Genomic DNA, 15003 nt, shown 5'->3' with positions numbered 1-15003 from the left:
GCCTAAAATGGTCCAAGGCTCTGGGGGCACACCATGAAAAAGACGATCGCCGGTCTTGCGGCCTTCCTTTTGCTGGCGGCCTGCGGCCCCGAATCGCGAACCGTTGGCGACCTGCCGGTGATCACGGTTTTCGGTGAGATCGAAGCCGAGCCGACACGGGCCGCCATGGATCCGGACGTCGAGCCGCTTTTTGCCCGGTATGGCCTTGTCTTCGAGGCTGCCGCCGAGCTGAGCTGGCCCCAGCTGGCCGCGCTGGAACAGCACCGGATCGATACCGACTATCCGGCCGGCGGGCCGGTGCGGCACTTCTCGGGACCCCTGCTGCGCGACGTGCTGGGTCTGGTCCGGCCGCGCGAAGAGGAAATCGTCGTCACGGCGCTGGATGGATACCAGCGATCCCTAGCGCGCATGACACTGGATGTGCATGACGTGATCCTCGCGATCCGCGTGGACGGCGATCCGATACCCTTGGGCGGTTTCGGGCCGGCCATGATCGTCTGGCCCCGCGCGCAGGATCAGGCGCTCACCGGCATGCCCGACGATGACTGGGTCTGGGGCGTCTTCGCCATTGAAGTGCGTGCTGAAAGCACGTCTCCCGCCCCCTGATCGTCCGGGTACCGCGGACCTTTTGCACAAAGCACCTCCCCAAAACCGGCTGCAGTCCCTAAGGTGGCCGCGAACCGGTTTCGGGGGAGAGACATGGACGTATTTTTCGACGGGGTCACGACCTTCAGTGACTTCCTGTGGGGCGGGACCTGGGGCGATACGCGCATCCTGCCTGTCGGCATCATCACCATCGCCCTTCTGGGCACGGGCCTTTTCTTCATGCTGCGGCTGGGCTTCCGTCCGCTGCTGCGGGTTTTCCCGGCTTTCGGCGAGCTGTGGAGCGGCCGCAAATCGACGGGCGAAGGCGAGATCACGCCCTGGAACGCGCTGTCGACGGCGCTGTCCGGCCAGGTCGGCACGGGCAATCTTGCCGGTGTCGCGACCGCCATCACGCTGGGCGGTCCCGGCGCCATCTTCTGGATGTGGGTGACGGCCCTGTTCGGCATGGCTGCGGCCTACGCCGAATCCAGCCTTGCCGTACGTTTTCGCGAGCGTCACCCGGACGGCCAGTTCCACGGCGGGCCGATGTATTACATCAAGAACGGCCTCGGAAAGAACTGGGGCTGGCTCGCCGTCCTGTTCTGCATCGGTACCGTGCTGTCAGCCTTTGCGACGGGCGGCATGATCCAGGCAAACTCGGTCACCCAGTCGGCGCTGGAAGCGGGCACCTCGCTCGGTTTCGAGCTGCAGAACTGGATGGTCGGCATCGTGCTGGCCGCGCTGGTCTTCCTGGTGATCATCGGCGGCATCAAGTCGATCGGCAATCTGGCCGGAAAGATCGTGCCGGTGATGGCCGTGGCCTATGTGCTGTGTGCCCTCTTCGTGCTGATCACCCATATCGACCATATCCCGGGCGCCTTCGGCCAGATCTTCGGCCAGGCCTTCGGCTTCGGCCAGGCCGCCGGCGGTCTTGCCGGCTATGGCGTGCTCGCGGCGGTGCGGGCCGGTGTGGCGCGTGGCCTGTTCTCCAACGAGGCCGGTCAGGGTTCCGCCCCGATCGCCCACGCGGCCGCGCAGACCAAGAATCCGGTCAAGCAGGGCGAGATCGCCATGCTGGGCGTGTTCATCGACACGCTGGTCATCTGCACCATGACGGCGCTGGTGATCCTTGTTGTCGAGGGCGCCTATCCCAATGATGACGGTACGACGGCAGCCTATGCCTGGCAGGCGACCTCGCTGGAAGCCTCGGCCATCACCACGGCGGCCTTCTCGAACGGCATGTTCGGCGGCGCCTGGGTGATCCTGGCGGCGCAGGCCCTGTTCGCCTTCACCACCATTATCGGCTGGTCTTACTATGCCGAGACCTCGCTGACCTATGTGCTCGGCGACTGGGCGGCCAAACCGTTCCGCTATGTCTGGGTGGCGGTCGCCTTCGTCGGCACGCTGATCCTGAATGTCGACGGGCTGTGGCGTTTCGGCGATGTGGCGAACTCCTGGATGCTGCTGCCGAACGTGGTGGCGCTGCTGATGCTGTCCGGCGTGGTGGTCTCCATGACGAAGCGCTTCGACAAGACCGGCGAGCTGCCGCCGAACTGGGCCGGCGACGACTGGGGGACGACCGAGACCCCGGAAGACACCATCACCGCCGTGTCGCCCGATGGCAGCGGTGAAGACAGCAAGCCGAACGCCTGATTTTCAGGCCTTGGCTGAAGCAGGATCAGGCCCCGCTCCGGCGGGGCCTTTTCTTTGCCCGCAGCTTTGTCTGGTCAGGAGGCCGTATGGTCCCAGCGGCGAAGACCGTTGAACAGGCGGATCAGGGCAAAGCCTGCCAGGATGCCGACCGCATCGGCAATCAGGTCGGCGAGGGAAGCAACGCGCCCGGCGTCCAGGGCATCCTGGGCGAGCTCGATCCCGAAGCCATAGGCCAGCAGAAAGAATGCAATGAGCCAGCCCGACAGGCGCGGCCAGGCCATTCGCGCCAGCACGGTCAGTGCGAGAAAGGCGGCAGCGTGTTCGATCTTGTCGGAACCGAGCAGGCTGCCTGGCAGGTCCGGAGCCGGTTGCAGGGCAAGGTCGGTGATAACCACCACTGCCACGGCCAGCACGATCCGCGCCGCCCAGCGCAGTGTCATGTCTGGACGCGGCGCGCCACTGTTTCTAGGTTCCCTTGTCATTTTCCGGGACTGACCTTTCATGACCACACTGCTCAGCGATATCGACCTTCTGGCACAGCCCCGCATGGACTGGACGCGTGAAGACGCGGCCCGGATCTATCGCGCACCGTTCGGCGATCTCATCTTCGCCGCCCAGTCTGTGCACAGAAAGTGCCATCCGGCCAACCAGGTCCAGACCAGCCAGCTGCTTTCCATCAAGACCGGCGGCTGTGCCGAGGATTGCGGCTATTGCAACCAGTCGGCCCATTTCGACACCGGGCTGAAAGCCTCCAAGCTGATGCCACTGGACGAAGTCCTGGAGGCCGCGAGGAAGGCGAAGGATGGCGGGGCGACGCGCTTCTGCATGGGCGCGGCCTGGCGAGAACTGAAGCCGCGCGACGAGGAGAAGGTCTGCGACATGATCACCGGCGTGAAAGCGCTGGGCATGGAGACCTGTGTGACGCTGGGCATGCTCGCCGACGGCCAGGCGGAGCGTCTGCGTGATGCGGGGCTGGACTATTACAATCACAATCTCGACACCGCGCCGGAAGATTATGGCCGGGTGATCTCGACGCGCACCTATCAGGACCGTCTCGACACGCTGTCGCGCGTGCGCGGGGCGGGCATCCATGTGTGCACCGGCGGGATTGTCGGCATGGGCGAGGACGAGAGCGCGCGGATCGGTCTCTTGACCGAGCTCGCCTCGATGGACCCGCATCCCGAAAGCGTGCCGATCAACCACCTGGTCGGCGTGGCGAATACACCGCTGGGCGATTCAAGGCCGCTGGACGGGATCGAGTTCGTGCGCACCATCGCCACCGCGCGCATCCTGATGCCGAAGTCCATGGTCCGCCTGTCGGCCGGCCGCGAGGGCATGAGCCAGGAATTGCAGGCGCTGTGCTTCCTGGCGGGCGCCAATTCGATCTTCGTCGGCGAGGAATTGCTGACCACGCCCAATCCGGGCGAGAGCGAGGATTTCGACCTGTTCCGGGCCCTGGGCATCGAGCCGATGGCCCTGCCGGCCGCGGAATAGGCGCAGCAAGCAGAACGGGAGATTGCAGATGGAGCGTATCGGAACACAAGCCGCACTGGCCCGCCTGAACGGCTGGTCTGCCGTCGAAGGGCGCGATGCCATCCGCAAAGTGTTCGAATTCGAGGACTTCAACGCCGCCTGGGGCTTCATGAGCCGGGTCGCGGTGAAAGCCGACAAGGTCGATCACCACCCCGAATGGTTCAATGTCTACAACAAGGTGGACGTGACCCTGGCGACGCATGACGCCGATGGCGTGACGCAGAAGGATGTCGATCTGGCATCCTTCATGGACGCGATCGCCTGAGCATCAGCCGTCAGTCGGCGTGGATGATCACCATGCCGATGAGGACTTCTGCGCCTTCTTCACCCAGGGTGATGTCGGTCGCTTCCTGCAGGATCTGCGCGATGCGGTCGGCATCCGGCACGTCGCCGAAGCGATAACTCATGCCGGTATAGGCGCTCAGCCCCGAAACCCAGGCATTGCGCAGGCGCGGCAGGTAGCGCTCGGCGCGGCGGCGCAACTCCGGATCCGCGATCTCCAGCCCGGCCTCGATCTGCAGCAGGCCGCGGGCGCGGTGATTGGCCTGCACGGTCGCCGTCAGCGGTGGCAGGGGCATGTAGGTCTGTGACGGCGTGATCATCCGCCGGCGCGTTTCCTCGCCCTGGGCCGGGGCGCTGCTGCCGCCTCCCCCGCCGCCACCGCCGGCGGCGATGGCCGGACCGGTTGCCGAGGCCAGCAGGACGGCCACAAGGCCGCAGGTCAGAAGGGCGTGCAAACGTGTCATGCCCCTGTCCTAGCAGGCGGCGGTAAAGGAAGCGTTCCTGCCGCAACTGCAGGGCTCTTGACTCTTTCCGGCATTGGAACAAAAACAGAACAATGAGCCTGAAGCCGGACATTCTGGCCCCCGTGGCGGGGCGTGAGCTGCCCTTTCCCTACGGGCTGGGCGAGGCGGGCATGCATGAACTGGCCGAGGCGGGGTTCGGGGATTTCCCGGCACTGACCGGGCTGGCCCTGGCGGCGGTCCGCGACACGGGCCGTACGGGCGGGCTTGTCTGGATCCGTCAGGCGGCGCTGGCACGGGAGCACGGGCGGCTCTCCGGCCGGGGGCTGGCCGGGTTCGGGATCGATCCGGGGCGTATGCTCCTGATCGAGGCGAAGGGCCGGATGGAGGCCCTGCAAGCTGCCGAGGAGGCCTGCAGGGCCTCCGGTCTTGCGGCCGTGATCGCCGAGCTGGACGACATGGATTTCACGGCCTCGCGGCGGCTGGGTCTGGCCTGCGAGACCAGCCGGACGCCGCTTGTCCTGGTCTTTCCCCATACGCGGTCGGGAGCAACGACCGCCCAGGGGCGCTGGCGGGTTTCGGCCCGGCCATCCGCTCCGCACGAACACGATGCGCGCGCCCCGGGGCGGCCGGCCTGGCGCGCCATCCTGGAAAAGTCCCGCCTGCAGCCGGGCAAGGCGGGACGGATCTTCGACCTGGAGTATGAGGATGCGACGCCATGTCTGCGTCTGGTTTCCCGACTGGCCGCTCGACCGGCTGCGCCGCAGCCGCGCCGGATCGGTGCCGGCCTTGCCGGTGTCTGGCGCGACACCGGATGATCAGGCGGGAGACACGCCCTTCGTCCTGACCGAGGCCGGGCGGAACGGCCTGCGTGTGGTCGCCGCCAATGATGCGGCGCGCAGTGCAGGTGTGGAGCCGGGTCTGCGTTTTGCCGATGCCCGCACCCGCGCCCCCGAACTGGCGGCCGAACCGGTCGACCGGGCTGCCGATGCCCGGGCGCTGGAAAAGCTGGCCCTGTGGATGGAGTGCTGGTCGCCTGCGGTTGCCGTGGCGGGCGGCGACAGCATCCTGATCGACATGACGGGCGGGGCGCACCTGTTCGGCGGGGAAGACGCCATGCTGGACCATATGGAAGCCCGGCTGAAACGGGCGGGCCTGCCGGCCCGGCTCGGCCTGGCCCCGACCCCGGGCGCGGCCTGGGCGCTGGCGCATGAAGTGTCCGGCGGCCGGGCAGGGCGGCGTGTGGACGAGGCCGGGCTGAAGCCGGGGCTGGCCGGTCTGCCCATGGCGGGGCTGCGCCTGTCCGATGCCAGCCTCACCCTCCTGCGACGCTTCGGCCTGACGCGTATCGGCCAGCTCTACGGCATTGACCGCAAGGCGCTGGCGCGGCGCTTTCATTCCGTCAGTGCGGCCGATGCCGTGCTGACGCGGCTGGACCAGGCGCTGGGGCTGCGGCCGGAACCGCTGGATCCGCTGCGTGCGCCGCCGGATCATGCCGTGCGCCTGCCCTGCCCGGAACCGCTGCTGCATCCGGACGGGATACGGGCGGGGCTGGCGCGCCTGGCCCCGGCCCTGTGCGAGCGGCTCGAGGCGCATGGCGAAGGGGCCCGGCGTTTCCGGCTGGCCATCTTTCGCAGCGATCAGAGCGTTGCCGCCGTGACCGCCGGTGCCGCACGCCCGATACACGACCCGGCCCACCTGCTCACCCTGTTCCGCGACCGGCTGGACGGGCTCGACCCCGGCTTCGGTGTGGAATTGATGGAGCTGGAGGCTGCCCGCACGGGCCCGGTCACGCCGCAGGCCCGGCCGCTGGATGCGGTTCTGGCCGGCGATGGTCCGGATACGGCCGGTCTGGCCGTGCTGGCCGACCGGATCACGGCCCGGCTGGGCGATCGCGTGGTGAAAATCCTGCAGCCGGTGGAAAGCCATCTGCCCGAGCGCGGCGAGGCGCTGGCTGTCTATGACGGTGAATTGCCCGACTGGCAGTCCGCCACACCGCCCGGACCGGCCCCGCGTCCGCTGCGCCTGTTCGAACGGCCGGAAAGCCTGGAGGTGATCGCGGAAATTCCCGACGGCCCGCCCATGCGTTTCGTCTGGCGCCGCATCGTGCACCGGGTGCGGCGTGCCGACGGGCCGGAACGGATTGCCCCGGAATGGTGGCGGGCGGGCGCGTCCGGTCCGGGTGGGCGCCGGGCGCGCGACTACTACCGGGTCGAGGACGAGGAGGGGCGGCGTTACTGGATCTTCCGCGAGGGGCTTTACGGAGACGGTCGCGGCGGTCCGCCGGCCTGGTTCATCCACGGCCTGTTTGCGTGAGGGGGCGGCGATGACCGGTTATGCCGAACTGCTCTGCTTGACGAATTTCTCCTTCCTGCGCGGCGCTTCCCATGCCGAGGAACTGGTGGCGACGGCGCGCGCGCTGGGGCTGGATGCGCTGGGCGTTTGCGACATCAACACGCTGGCCGGTGTGGTGCGGGCGCATCTGGCCGCGAAGGAACAGGGGATGCGCCTGCTGGTCGGTGCCCGGCTGCGCCCGTCCGACGGGCCGGACCTGGTTTGCTATCCCACCGACCGGGCCGCCTATGGCCGCCTCTCGCGCCTGCTTTCGCAAGGCAAGACAGGGCAGGCGGTGGGCGATGTCCCCAAGGGCGAGTGCCATATCACCGTCGCGGACATTATCGAGCACGCCGAAGGGCAGATCTTCATCGCTGTGCCGCCGGATGTGCCGGGGCCGGACTTCGAACCGCTTCTGACCCGGCTGGCCGGCCTGTGGGGCGATCGGCTCTATCTGGCGGCTGTCCATCGCATGGCGGGGGGCGACCGGGCGCGGCTGGGCGCACTGGAAGCCCTGTCCGGCCGCACCGGTGTGCCGCTGGTTGCCAGTCAGGACGTGCTTTATCACACGCCGGCGCGGCGCCCGCTGCAGGATGTGCTGACCTGTATCCGCGAGGGCTGTTCCATGGAGGCGGCCGGTTTCCGGCTCAACGCCAATGCCGAACGCCATCTCAAGCCGCCGGAGGAAATGGCGCGCCTGTTTACCGGGTTCGCCCCGGCCCTGGCGCGCACCCGCGAGATCGTCGCGCGCTGCCGCTTCTCGCTGGACGAGCTGTCCTATGTCTATCCCGATGAGCCGGTACCGCCCGGCCGCACACCCCAGGAACACCTGGTCGCCCTGACCTGGGCCGGTGCCCATACCCGCTATCCGGACGGTATTCCCGACAAGGTCTCCCGCCTGATCTCCCGCGAGCTGGAGCTGATCGAGGAGCTCGACTACCCGGCCTATTTTCTCACCGTGCACGACATTGTCGCCTGGGCCCGTGCCCAGGGCATTCTGTGCCAGGGCCGCGGCTCGGCGGCCAATTCCGCGGTCTGCTTCTGCCTCGGGATCACCGAGGTCGATCCGGCCCGTTCCAGCCTGCTGTTCGCGCGCTTCCTGTCGAAAGAGCGCAAGGAGCCGCCGGATATCGATGTCGATTTCGAGCATGAGCGGCGCGAGGAGGTGATCCAGTATGTCTATCGCCGCTATGGCCGCGAGCGGGCGGCGCTAACGGCGACGGTGATCTGCTACCGGCCGCGCTCGACCCTGCGCGAGGTGTGCAAGGCGATGGGCCTGTCCGAGGATGTCGCCACGGCGATGGCCGGCACCGTCTGGGGCAGCTGGGGCCGCAAGGTGGATGGCGAGCATATCCGCAAGGCCGGGCTGGATCCGGACAATCCGGCGGTGCGTCTCGCCCTGCGCCTGGCTGGCGAGCTGATCGGCTTCCCGCGCCACCTCTCCCAGCATGTCGGCGGTTTCGTGCTCACCCAGGGCCCGCTGGTGGAAACCGTGCCGATCGGCAATGCCGCCATGGACGAGCGCACCTTCATCGAATGGGACAAGGACGATATCGACGCGCTGGGGATCATGAAGGTGGATGTGCTCGCCCTGGGCATGCTGTCCTGCATCCGCCGCGCCTTCGACATGCTGTCGCTCTACAAGGGCGAGGACTGGACGATGGCTGCCCTGCCGCCGGGCGACGAAGCCGTCTATGACATGTTGTGCCGCGCCGACAGCCTGGGGGTTTTCCAGGTGGAAAGCCGGGCGCAGATGTCGATGCTGCCGCGGCTCAGGCCCCGCAATTTCTACGATCTGGTGATCGAGGTGGCGATCGTGCGGCCGGGCCCGATCCAGGGCGACATGGTCCACCCCTATCTGCGCCGCCGCAAGGGCGAGGAAAAAGTGGTCTTTCCCAGTCCCGACCCGGAGCATGGCCCGCCGGACGAGCTGGAACAGATCCTCCGGCGAACGCTGGGCGTCCCCCTCTTCCAGGAACAGGCGATGCAAATCGCCATCGATGCCGCCAAATTCACGCCTGATGAGGCCAACGGGCTGCGCCGGGCCATGGCGACCTTCCGCAAGCTGGGGACGATCGCGAATTACGAGGCCAAGATGGTCGAGGGGATGACCGCACGCGGCTATTCCGAGGACTTCGCACGGCGTTGTTTCGACCAGGTGAAAGGGTTCGGCGATTACGGTTTTCCGGAAAGCCATGCGGCCAGTTTCGCGCTTCTGGTCTATGTCTCCTCCTGGTTGAAATGCCATCATCCGGAGGTTTTTGCCGCTGCGCTGCTGAATTCCCAGCCCATGGGATTCTATGCCCCGGCCCAGATCGTGCGCGATGCCCGCGAGCACGGGGTCGAGGTGCGGGCTCCCGATATCAATCATTCCGGCTGGGACTGTACGCTGGAACCGGCCGAGACCGGCGCGTTCGCCCTGCGCCTGGGTCTGCGGACGATTGACGGGATGCGCGAGGCCGATGCGGTGCGGCTGGTCGAACTTCGCGGTGCCGGCTATGCCGACCCGGCCGCCCTGCGCCGGCGTGCCGGACTGGATCGAGGCGCCATGGAGCGCCTGGCTGCGGCCGATGCCTTCCGCTCGACCGGGCTGGATCGCCGCCAGGCCCTGTGGGCGGTGCGCGGCGGGGCGAAGGATGCCGGTCTGCCCCTGTTCGACCGGGCCGACACGGACAGTTTCGGCCATGAGGATCGTGTCGCCCTGCCGGCCATGCCGCTGTCGGAGCATGTGTTGCAGGATTATCAGACCACCGGCCTGTCCCTGAAGGCCCACCCCATGCGCTTCCTGCGTGAGCGCTATGCGGGCATGGGGCTTGTGCCGACCCGCTCGGCCAATGCCCGTCCCGGTGGCAGCTGGGTGAAGACCGGCGGCGTGGTGCTGGTGCGCCAGCGACCCGGCACGGCGAGTGGCGTGGTCTTCATCACCCTCGAGGATGAGAGCGGTATTGCCAATCTCGTCGTCTGGCCGCGCGTTTTCGATATCTATCGTCCCGTCGTCATGGGCGCGCGCATCCTGGCGGTGCGCGGCCGGGTGCAGAGCGCCGACAATGTCACCCACATCGTTGCCGAGGAGCTCGTGGATTGCACCGACGATCTCTATCGCCTGTCCGAGGATGCCCAGCGCGCCGCCCTCGACCGCGCCCTGGCCCCGACCGACGAGGTCGCCCGCCCGGTCAGCCGCGACCCGCGCGGCCGTCATCCCCGGAATGTGAGGGTAATCCCGAAGAGCCGGGATTTTCATTGAGGATGGAGACGGTCGCGCGCCGGCTGTCCCCGGCGCGCCGGACCGGCTCAGTCGATCCGTTCGCGGTCGAAGAAGTCTCCGCTGGGATAGGCCTGCCGCATGGCGCTGGCACGGCCGCTGCGATAGCCGGGGAAATGCACCTGCACCGTATCATTGTCCGGGAAATGGAAGACGCCCGGCGCGAAGGGTGTGAGGGCGAGCACGTTATTGCTGCCCTGATAACGCAGCTGCCCGTCCTCCAGCCAGACCCGGCCGCCATTATACTGCCCGGTGCAGGCCTCCAGCTCGGCCGGGGTCGGAACCCAGCGGCCGGCCTCGGCCTGGGCCAGTGCCAGCTGATAGGCCGACTGCATGGCTTGAGGCCCCTCGATTTCAACGCCGGAGACCTGCCGGGTCAGGGCCTCGACCCGGGCACGTTCCAAGGCGTCGCCGGCCGCAACCTCGATATCGGGCTGCACGCCGGTACGGTCCCAGTTTGCGCCGGTAAACGGGCTGCGGCCGGTCGTGTCCGGAATGAAGACGATCAACCCGGCAGGCGCGAGGAAGATCCGTCCGGCGTTGGCACCGCCCCCGGTAACTTCGCCGACCACCGTTGCGCGGCCCATGGCCTGAAGATGATAGGCAAGGGCTTCGGCGGCCGAGAAGCTTTCGCCTGAGACCAGCACGTAGAGCGGGACGTCCGGGCGATGTCCCATCGGATGATCGGCGATCGTGTAGAGGTCTTCGGCGTCTGCATTGCGCTGCAGAACCGTATTGTAGTGAACGCGCTCGCCAGCCGGCGTGAAATGGCTCAGCAGATAGTTCACCAGTTCCGGCTCGCCGCCGCGATTGCCACGCAGATCGATGATGACGGCATCGGTATCGGCCAGGAAGGACAGGGCCGCATCGGCCTTCGATTGCGATACGATCAGCGGGTTGAAGGTGGTGACGGCCATATAGCCGATATTGCCTTCCAGCACGCGCACATCGTTGAAACCGTAATTCTGCGGCCGGTATTCGGCCCAGCGCTCGATACTGTCCTCTTCCTCGCCGCCGGCGGCTTCTTCCGCATCCCATTGCGCCTGGACCCGGGCAATAAAGTCGGGACCGCGCCAGGCCGCGTTGAAATGCCGGTCCCGCTCGCGCAGGAATTCGACCAGCGCGGTTGCCAGCCCCTGGCCGGTATCGAGGCCGGCGGCCTGCGGAGAGCGGGCAAAGGCGGCCAGTTCTTCGGCAATGGCGGCACCACGCCCGGCGTCGTAATAGTTTTCGGCTATGAGATCGCCCACATCCGCGATCGCGGCATTGCGGGTTTCCGCATCGATCGGCGTGGGTGCGGGCTGGGCCTGAGCGGACGGTGCCGCCAAGACAAGCATTGCAAGGCAAACCAGAAACCGCATGTCAGCTCCCCTCAGGACATCCCCAAAGGCGTAGAGAGCCGGAGCGCCCAGATCAAATTACCGCTTGGTAGGATGGAGGGTGCCTGTTGCAGGCGACGGCGTGGCGATGCAGGCAGCAGGATTTTCGTTTGCGGTGGAGCTGGACGAACCCGCAGGGTTCGCAAGCGCGACCGCGCGTCGGCCGGTCAGGCCGCCCCATCGGAGGCGTCCGCGAAGCGGACTGCCGTGAGATCGGAGAAATGGTGGAGCCGAGGGGAATCGAACCCCTGACCTCGTCATTGCGAACGACGCGCTCTCCCAACTGAGCTACGGCCCCGTCACCTTCCCGCAAACGCGAGGCGCAGCGGGTTTGGGAGCGGTTTATGTGTCACCGGATTGCGGGCGCGTCAACGCGTCTGTCGCAGAAGGGCATTCCATGCCGGACCCGTCCGGCCATCGCGGGATGTGTGCCGGCGAGCGCACGCGCTTCTGGACCTTCCCTGCCTGGCCGGGCTAGAAGCAGGGAAAGCGAGCGAATGCCGAGGAAAACCCGCCCATGTCCCCGATCGACGGCCTCATTGTCTACATCATCCACCCTTTGCTGAACCTGTTGTGGATCGTTGTTCTTGTCAGCGTGATCCTGAGCTGGCTGATCAGCTTCAATGTGGTGAATGCGCACAATCAGTTTGTCTCGACGATCTGGCGGGTGACTTCGGCGATCACCGAACCGCTCCTGTCGCCGATCCGGCGCATCCTGCCGCCGCTCGGCGGGATGGATTTCTCGCCCATCGTCCTTCTGCTGCTGATCGGTTTCGTGCAGGGCTATGTGCTCGGGGAGCTGATGCGCATCTTCTAGATGAACGGCTTGCAGAGCGACGCAACCGGGCTTGTCCTGCACGTCCGCCTGACGCCCAACGCTTCGGCGGATGCGGTTGAAGGCTGGCAGGACGGCGCCGATGGCAGCCGGCACCTGGCGGTGCGCGTGCGCGCTGTGCCCGAGAAGGGCAAGGCCAACACCGCGCTGATTGCGCTCCTGGCGAAGCATCTGGGTCTTCCCAAACGCGATCTGGATGTTATACGCGGCGCCACATCCCGACTGAAGACCGTCCGCATCGAGGCCGAGGGCCCGGCGCTGGCGCGTATCCGGAGCCTGCTGGAGGGCCCAAGCGATGAGCGCTGAACTGATCGACGGCAAGGCCGTCGCGGCTGAAATCGACGCCCGGGCCGCCGAGGCTGCGGCCGGGCTGGCCAAATCCCTGGGGCGCGTGCCCTGTCTCGCCGTGGTGCTGATCGGCGACGATCCGGCCAGCGACGTCTATGTCCGCAACAAGGGCCTTCGTACGCAAGCGGCCGGCATGCGCTCGATCGAGATCCGCAAGCCGGCGGACACAAGCGAGGCCGACGTGCTGGAGATCGTCGCCGGCCTCAATGCCGATGACGGTGTGGACGGCATCCTCGTGCAGATGCCGCTGCCGGATCATATCGACGCCAACCGGGTCATCGGGGCGATCCATCCGGACAAGGATGTGGACGGTCTCACAGAAGCGTCCGCAGGCCGTCTCGTGCTCGGCAAGCCGGGCCTGCGTCCGTGCACGCCGTCGGGCTGCGTGCTGCTGGCTGAACGGGCGATGGGCGATGTTTCGGGCAAGTCGGTGGTGGTGATCGGCCGCTCGATCCTGGTGGGCAAGCCGACCGCCCTGCTCTTCCTGGAAAAGAACGCCACGGTCACGATCGCGCACTCGCGCACGAAGGACCTGCCCGCGCTGGTCCGTACCGCCGATATCGTGGTGCCGGCGGTGGGCCGCCCCGAGATGGTCAGGGGTGACTGGGTGAAGCCGGGCGCCTGCGTGCTGGATGTCGGTATCAACCGTATCCCGGCGCCCGAGCGTGGCGAGGGCAAGACGCGCCTTGTGGGCGATGCGGCCTTTGACGAGATTGTGAAGCATGCGGGCTGGATTACGCCGGTTCCCGGCGGTATCGGACCGATGACGATTGCCATGCTGCTGCGAAACACGGTAATCGCAGCGGCGCTGCGTCACAGCGTGGAGTTGCCGGACGGGTTTTGACGACAAAAAGGGGCGTCATAAACAGTTCGGTAAGGCAACCGGGCTAGTCTGGCATATGAGGGAGGAAATGATGGCGAACCGCGCACTCAAGGTGCTGCACGTCGAGGACGATTTTGCGGATGCGATGCTGGTCCAGCACGCCGTCTGCGAAGCCGGGGACCTGGACATCGCTTTCGAGGTTGCCCGCACGCTGCGGGATGCCAAACGCCTGCTCGGCCGCAATGATTACGATCTCGTCCTGCTCGATCTGCGCCTGCCGGACTCCATCCACCCACGCGATACGCTGGAAACCACGCAGAGCCATGCCGGAGACACACCGATCCTGATCCTGTCGGGCTCGATGAGTGTCGATGCAGCGCGCCTGCCGGACGATATCGCCCGTCTCGACAAGAATGAGAGCTTCCGCAAGAGCTGCGGCGATGTGCCGGTGCATCTGGCCCACCGTATCCGCGAAGCCGTCGGCGAAGCCGATATCCAGACTATCTGATCCGTTTCCGCTCTGACCTGGAAGGCACGCGCCCCGGGGGAAGGGACGCGGCACAATACCGCTTGCCCGGACGGACCGGCGTTCTAGGCTGTCCTTTTATCCTGCATGCGAAGGGGATCGTGCATGAGCCAGACGGACGTGATCGACTACAAGATCGGCGGCGGCGATATCCAGTATGTCGAGATCGAACTGGATCCGGGCGAAAGCGTCGTCTCGGAAGCCGGTGCGATGATGTACAAATCGCCCAGTATCGGCATGGACGCCGTGTTCGGCGACGGTTCGTCGAAACAGTCGGGCGTCTGGGGCGCGCTGGCCGGTGCCGGCAAAAGGCTCCTGACCGGCGAGAGCCTGTTCATGACGGTCTTCACCCATCAGGGGCAGGGCAAGGCGCATGTCGCCTTTGCCGCGCCGTTTCCGGGCACCATCATCCCGGTTCACCTGCCGGATATGGGCGGCGAGCTGATCTGCCAGAAGGACAGTTTCCTGGCCGCCGCCAAGGGCGTGTCGATCGGCATTGCGCTGCAAAAGCGCATCATGACCGGCCTGTTTGGCGGTGAAGGCTTCATCATGCAGCGCCTGCAGGGCACGGGTTGGTGCTTTGTGCACGCCGGCGGCACGCTGATCGAGCGCGAACTGGCGCCGGGCGAGGAACTGCATGTCGATACCGGCTGCGTGGTCGCCTACACGCCGGGCGTCGATTTCGAGATCGAGCGGGCGGGCAATATCAAGTCGATGATCTTTGGCGGCGAAGGCGTGTTCTTTGCGCGCCTGCGCGGCCCGGGGAAAGTCTGGCTCCAGTCCATGCCGTTCTCGCGCCTGGCGGGCCGCATCCTGGCGAATGTGCCGCGCACCGGTTCCGGCCAGGGCGAGGGCTCGGTCCTCGGTCCGATCGGCGACATCATGCGCGGCAGCTAGCGGCGGTTCTTGCGCCGGTCTGTCCTTGCGGGGCAGGCCTGCGGCGCTCGCGTAAACGGGGAATGACTGACTCTGCATCATTTAT

At 66.8% G+C, this 15003-nt stretch carries 15 protein-coding genes and 1 tRNA gene; 12 read left to right on the top strand and 4 right to left on the bottom strand.

Translation table 11 applies throughout. The annotated features are described in order from the left end of the window. Positions 1-33 precede the first annotated feature (33 nt). Together PKE71_RS13210 and PKE71_RS13205 are read left to right on the top strand one after the other, a co-directional pair. Positions 34-606 (top strand): molybdopterin-binding protein, encoded by a 573-nt coding sequence (locus PKE71_RS13210; RefSeq protein ID WP_271187458.1) that lies wholly within the window; start codon positions 34-36, stop codon positions 604-606. A 93-nt stretch (positions 607-699) separates the two neighbouring features. Then, entirely contained in the window at positions 700-2238 is a 1539-nt protein-coding gene (locus tag PKE71_RS13205; protein WP_271187457.1) for an alanine/glycine:cation symporter family protein, read from the top strand. A gap of 74 nt (positions 2239-2312) precedes the next feature. Here PKE71_RS13205 and PKE71_RS13200 read toward each other — a convergent pair whose 3' ends face one another. Beyond that, on the bottom strand, positions 2313-2678 hold the full coding sequence (locus PKE71_RS13200) for a VanZ family protein (RefSeq protein ID WP_271187456.1): 366 nt from the start codon (positions 2676-2678) through the stop codon (positions 2313-2315). A gap of 61 nt (positions 2679-2739) precedes the next feature. Between PKE71_RS13200 and bioB the strand changes: the two genes are divergently transcribed. Both bioB and PKE71_RS13190 read left to right on the top strand, forming a co-directional pair. Further along, positions 2740-3732, top strand: coding sequence for a biotin synthase BioB (bioB, locus tag PKE71_RS13195; RefSeq protein WP_271187455.1), 993 nt, complete (start codon positions 2740-2742; stop codon positions 3730-3732). Between the two features lie 28 nt (positions 3733-3760). Then, positions 3761-4036: a 4a-hydroxytetrahydrobiopterin dehydratase gene (locus PKE71_RS13190; RefSeq protein WP_271187454.1), complete on the top strand. Its 276-nt coding sequence runs from the start codon at positions 3761-3763 to the stop codon at positions 4034-4036. 10 nt (positions 4037-4046) lie between these two features. On the opposite strand, the gene PKE71_RS13185 is transcribed toward PKE71_RS13190, so the two are convergent. Continuing rightward, on the bottom strand, positions 4047-4517 hold the full coding sequence (locus PKE71_RS13185; RefSeq protein WP_271187453.1) for a hypothetical protein: 471 nt from the start codon (positions 4515-4517) through the stop codon (positions 4047-4049). Between the two features lie 92 nt (positions 4518-4609). Between PKE71_RS13185 and PKE71_RS13180 the strand changes: the two genes are divergently transcribed. Genes PKE71_RS13180 through PKE71_RS13170 form a run of 3 tightly spaced genes read left to right on the top strand, consistent with a single transcriptional unit; the run spans position 4610 to position 10092 of the window. Then, positions 4610-5332, top strand: a complete 723-nt coding sequence (locus PKE71_RS13180) for an ImuA family protein (RefSeq protein ID WP_271187452.1) — start codon at positions 4610-4612, stop codon at positions 5330-5332. Further along, on the top strand, positions 5223-6830 hold the full coding sequence (locus PKE71_RS13175) for a Y-family DNA polymerase (RefSeq protein WP_271187451.1): 1608 nt from the start codon (positions 5223-5225) through the stop codon (positions 6828-6830). The genes PKE71_RS13180 and PKE71_RS13175 overlap by 110 nt, the downstream gene beginning before the upstream one ends. 10 nt (positions 6831-6840) lie before the next feature. Next, positions 6841-10092, top strand: a complete 3252-nt coding sequence (locus tag PKE71_RS13170; protein ID WP_271187450.1) for an error-prone DNA polymerase — start codon at positions 6841-6843, stop codon at positions 10090-10092. Between the two features lie 47 nt (positions 10093-10139). On the opposite strand, the gene PKE71_RS13165 is transcribed toward PKE71_RS13170, so the two are convergent. Beyond that, complete coding sequence (locus tag PKE71_RS13165; protein WP_271187449.1) at positions 10140-11471, bottom strand: S41 family peptidase; 1332 nt, start codon at positions 11469-11471, stop codon at positions 10140-10142. A 240-nt stretch (positions 11472-11711) separates the two neighbouring features. Next, a tRNA-Ala gene (locus PKE71_RS13160) sits at positions 11712-11787 on the bottom strand. Between the two features lie 219 nt (positions 11788-12006). Here PKE71_RS13160 and PKE71_RS13155 point away from each other — a divergent pair. The 5 genes from PKE71_RS13155 (at position 12007) to PKE71_RS13135 (ending at position 14918) form a co-directional block, all read left to right on the top strand. Next, positions 12007-12306 carry a YggT family protein gene (locus PKE71_RS13155; protein ID WP_271187448.1) on the top strand — a complete coding sequence of 100 codons (300 nt, stop codon included), beginning with the start codon at positions 12007-12009 and terminating at the stop codon, positions 12304-12306. Then, a complete protein-coding gene (locus PKE71_RS13150; protein ID WP_271187447.1) occupies positions 12307-12630 on the top strand; it encodes a DUF167 domain-containing protein in 324 nt (107 codons plus the stop codon). Further along, positions 12620-13516, top strand: a complete 897-nt coding sequence (gene folD, locus PKE71_RS13145) for a bifunctional methylenetetrahydrofolate dehydrogenase/methenyltetrahydrofolate cyclohydrolase FolD (RefSeq protein ID WP_271187446.1) — start codon at positions 12620-12622, stop codon at positions 13514-13516. Before PKE71_RS13150 ends, folD begins: the two co-directional genes overlap by 11 nt. A gap of 70 nt (positions 13517-13586) precedes the next feature. Next, positions 13587-14003, top strand: a complete 417-nt coding sequence (locus PKE71_RS13140; RefSeq protein WP_271187445.1) for a response regulator — start codon at positions 13587-13589, stop codon at positions 14001-14003. A 123-nt stretch (positions 14004-14126) separates the two neighbouring features. Continuing rightward, positions 14127-14918 (top strand): TIGR00266 family protein, encoded by a 792-nt coding sequence (locus tag PKE71_RS13135; protein WP_271187444.1) that lies wholly within the window; start codon positions 14127-14129, stop codon positions 14916-14918. The last annotated feature ends 85 nt before the right edge of the window (positions 14919-15003 follow it).

It is taken from the genome of Maricaulis virginensis (assembly GCF_027922185.1).
Classification (GTDB): Bacteria; Pseudomonadota; Alphaproteobacteria; order Caulobacterales; family Maricaulaceae; genus Maricaulis; species Maricaulis virginensis.
The sequence above is the reverse complement of the archived record's forward strand: the minus strand, read 5'-3'. Positions and strand labels throughout refer to the sequence as shown.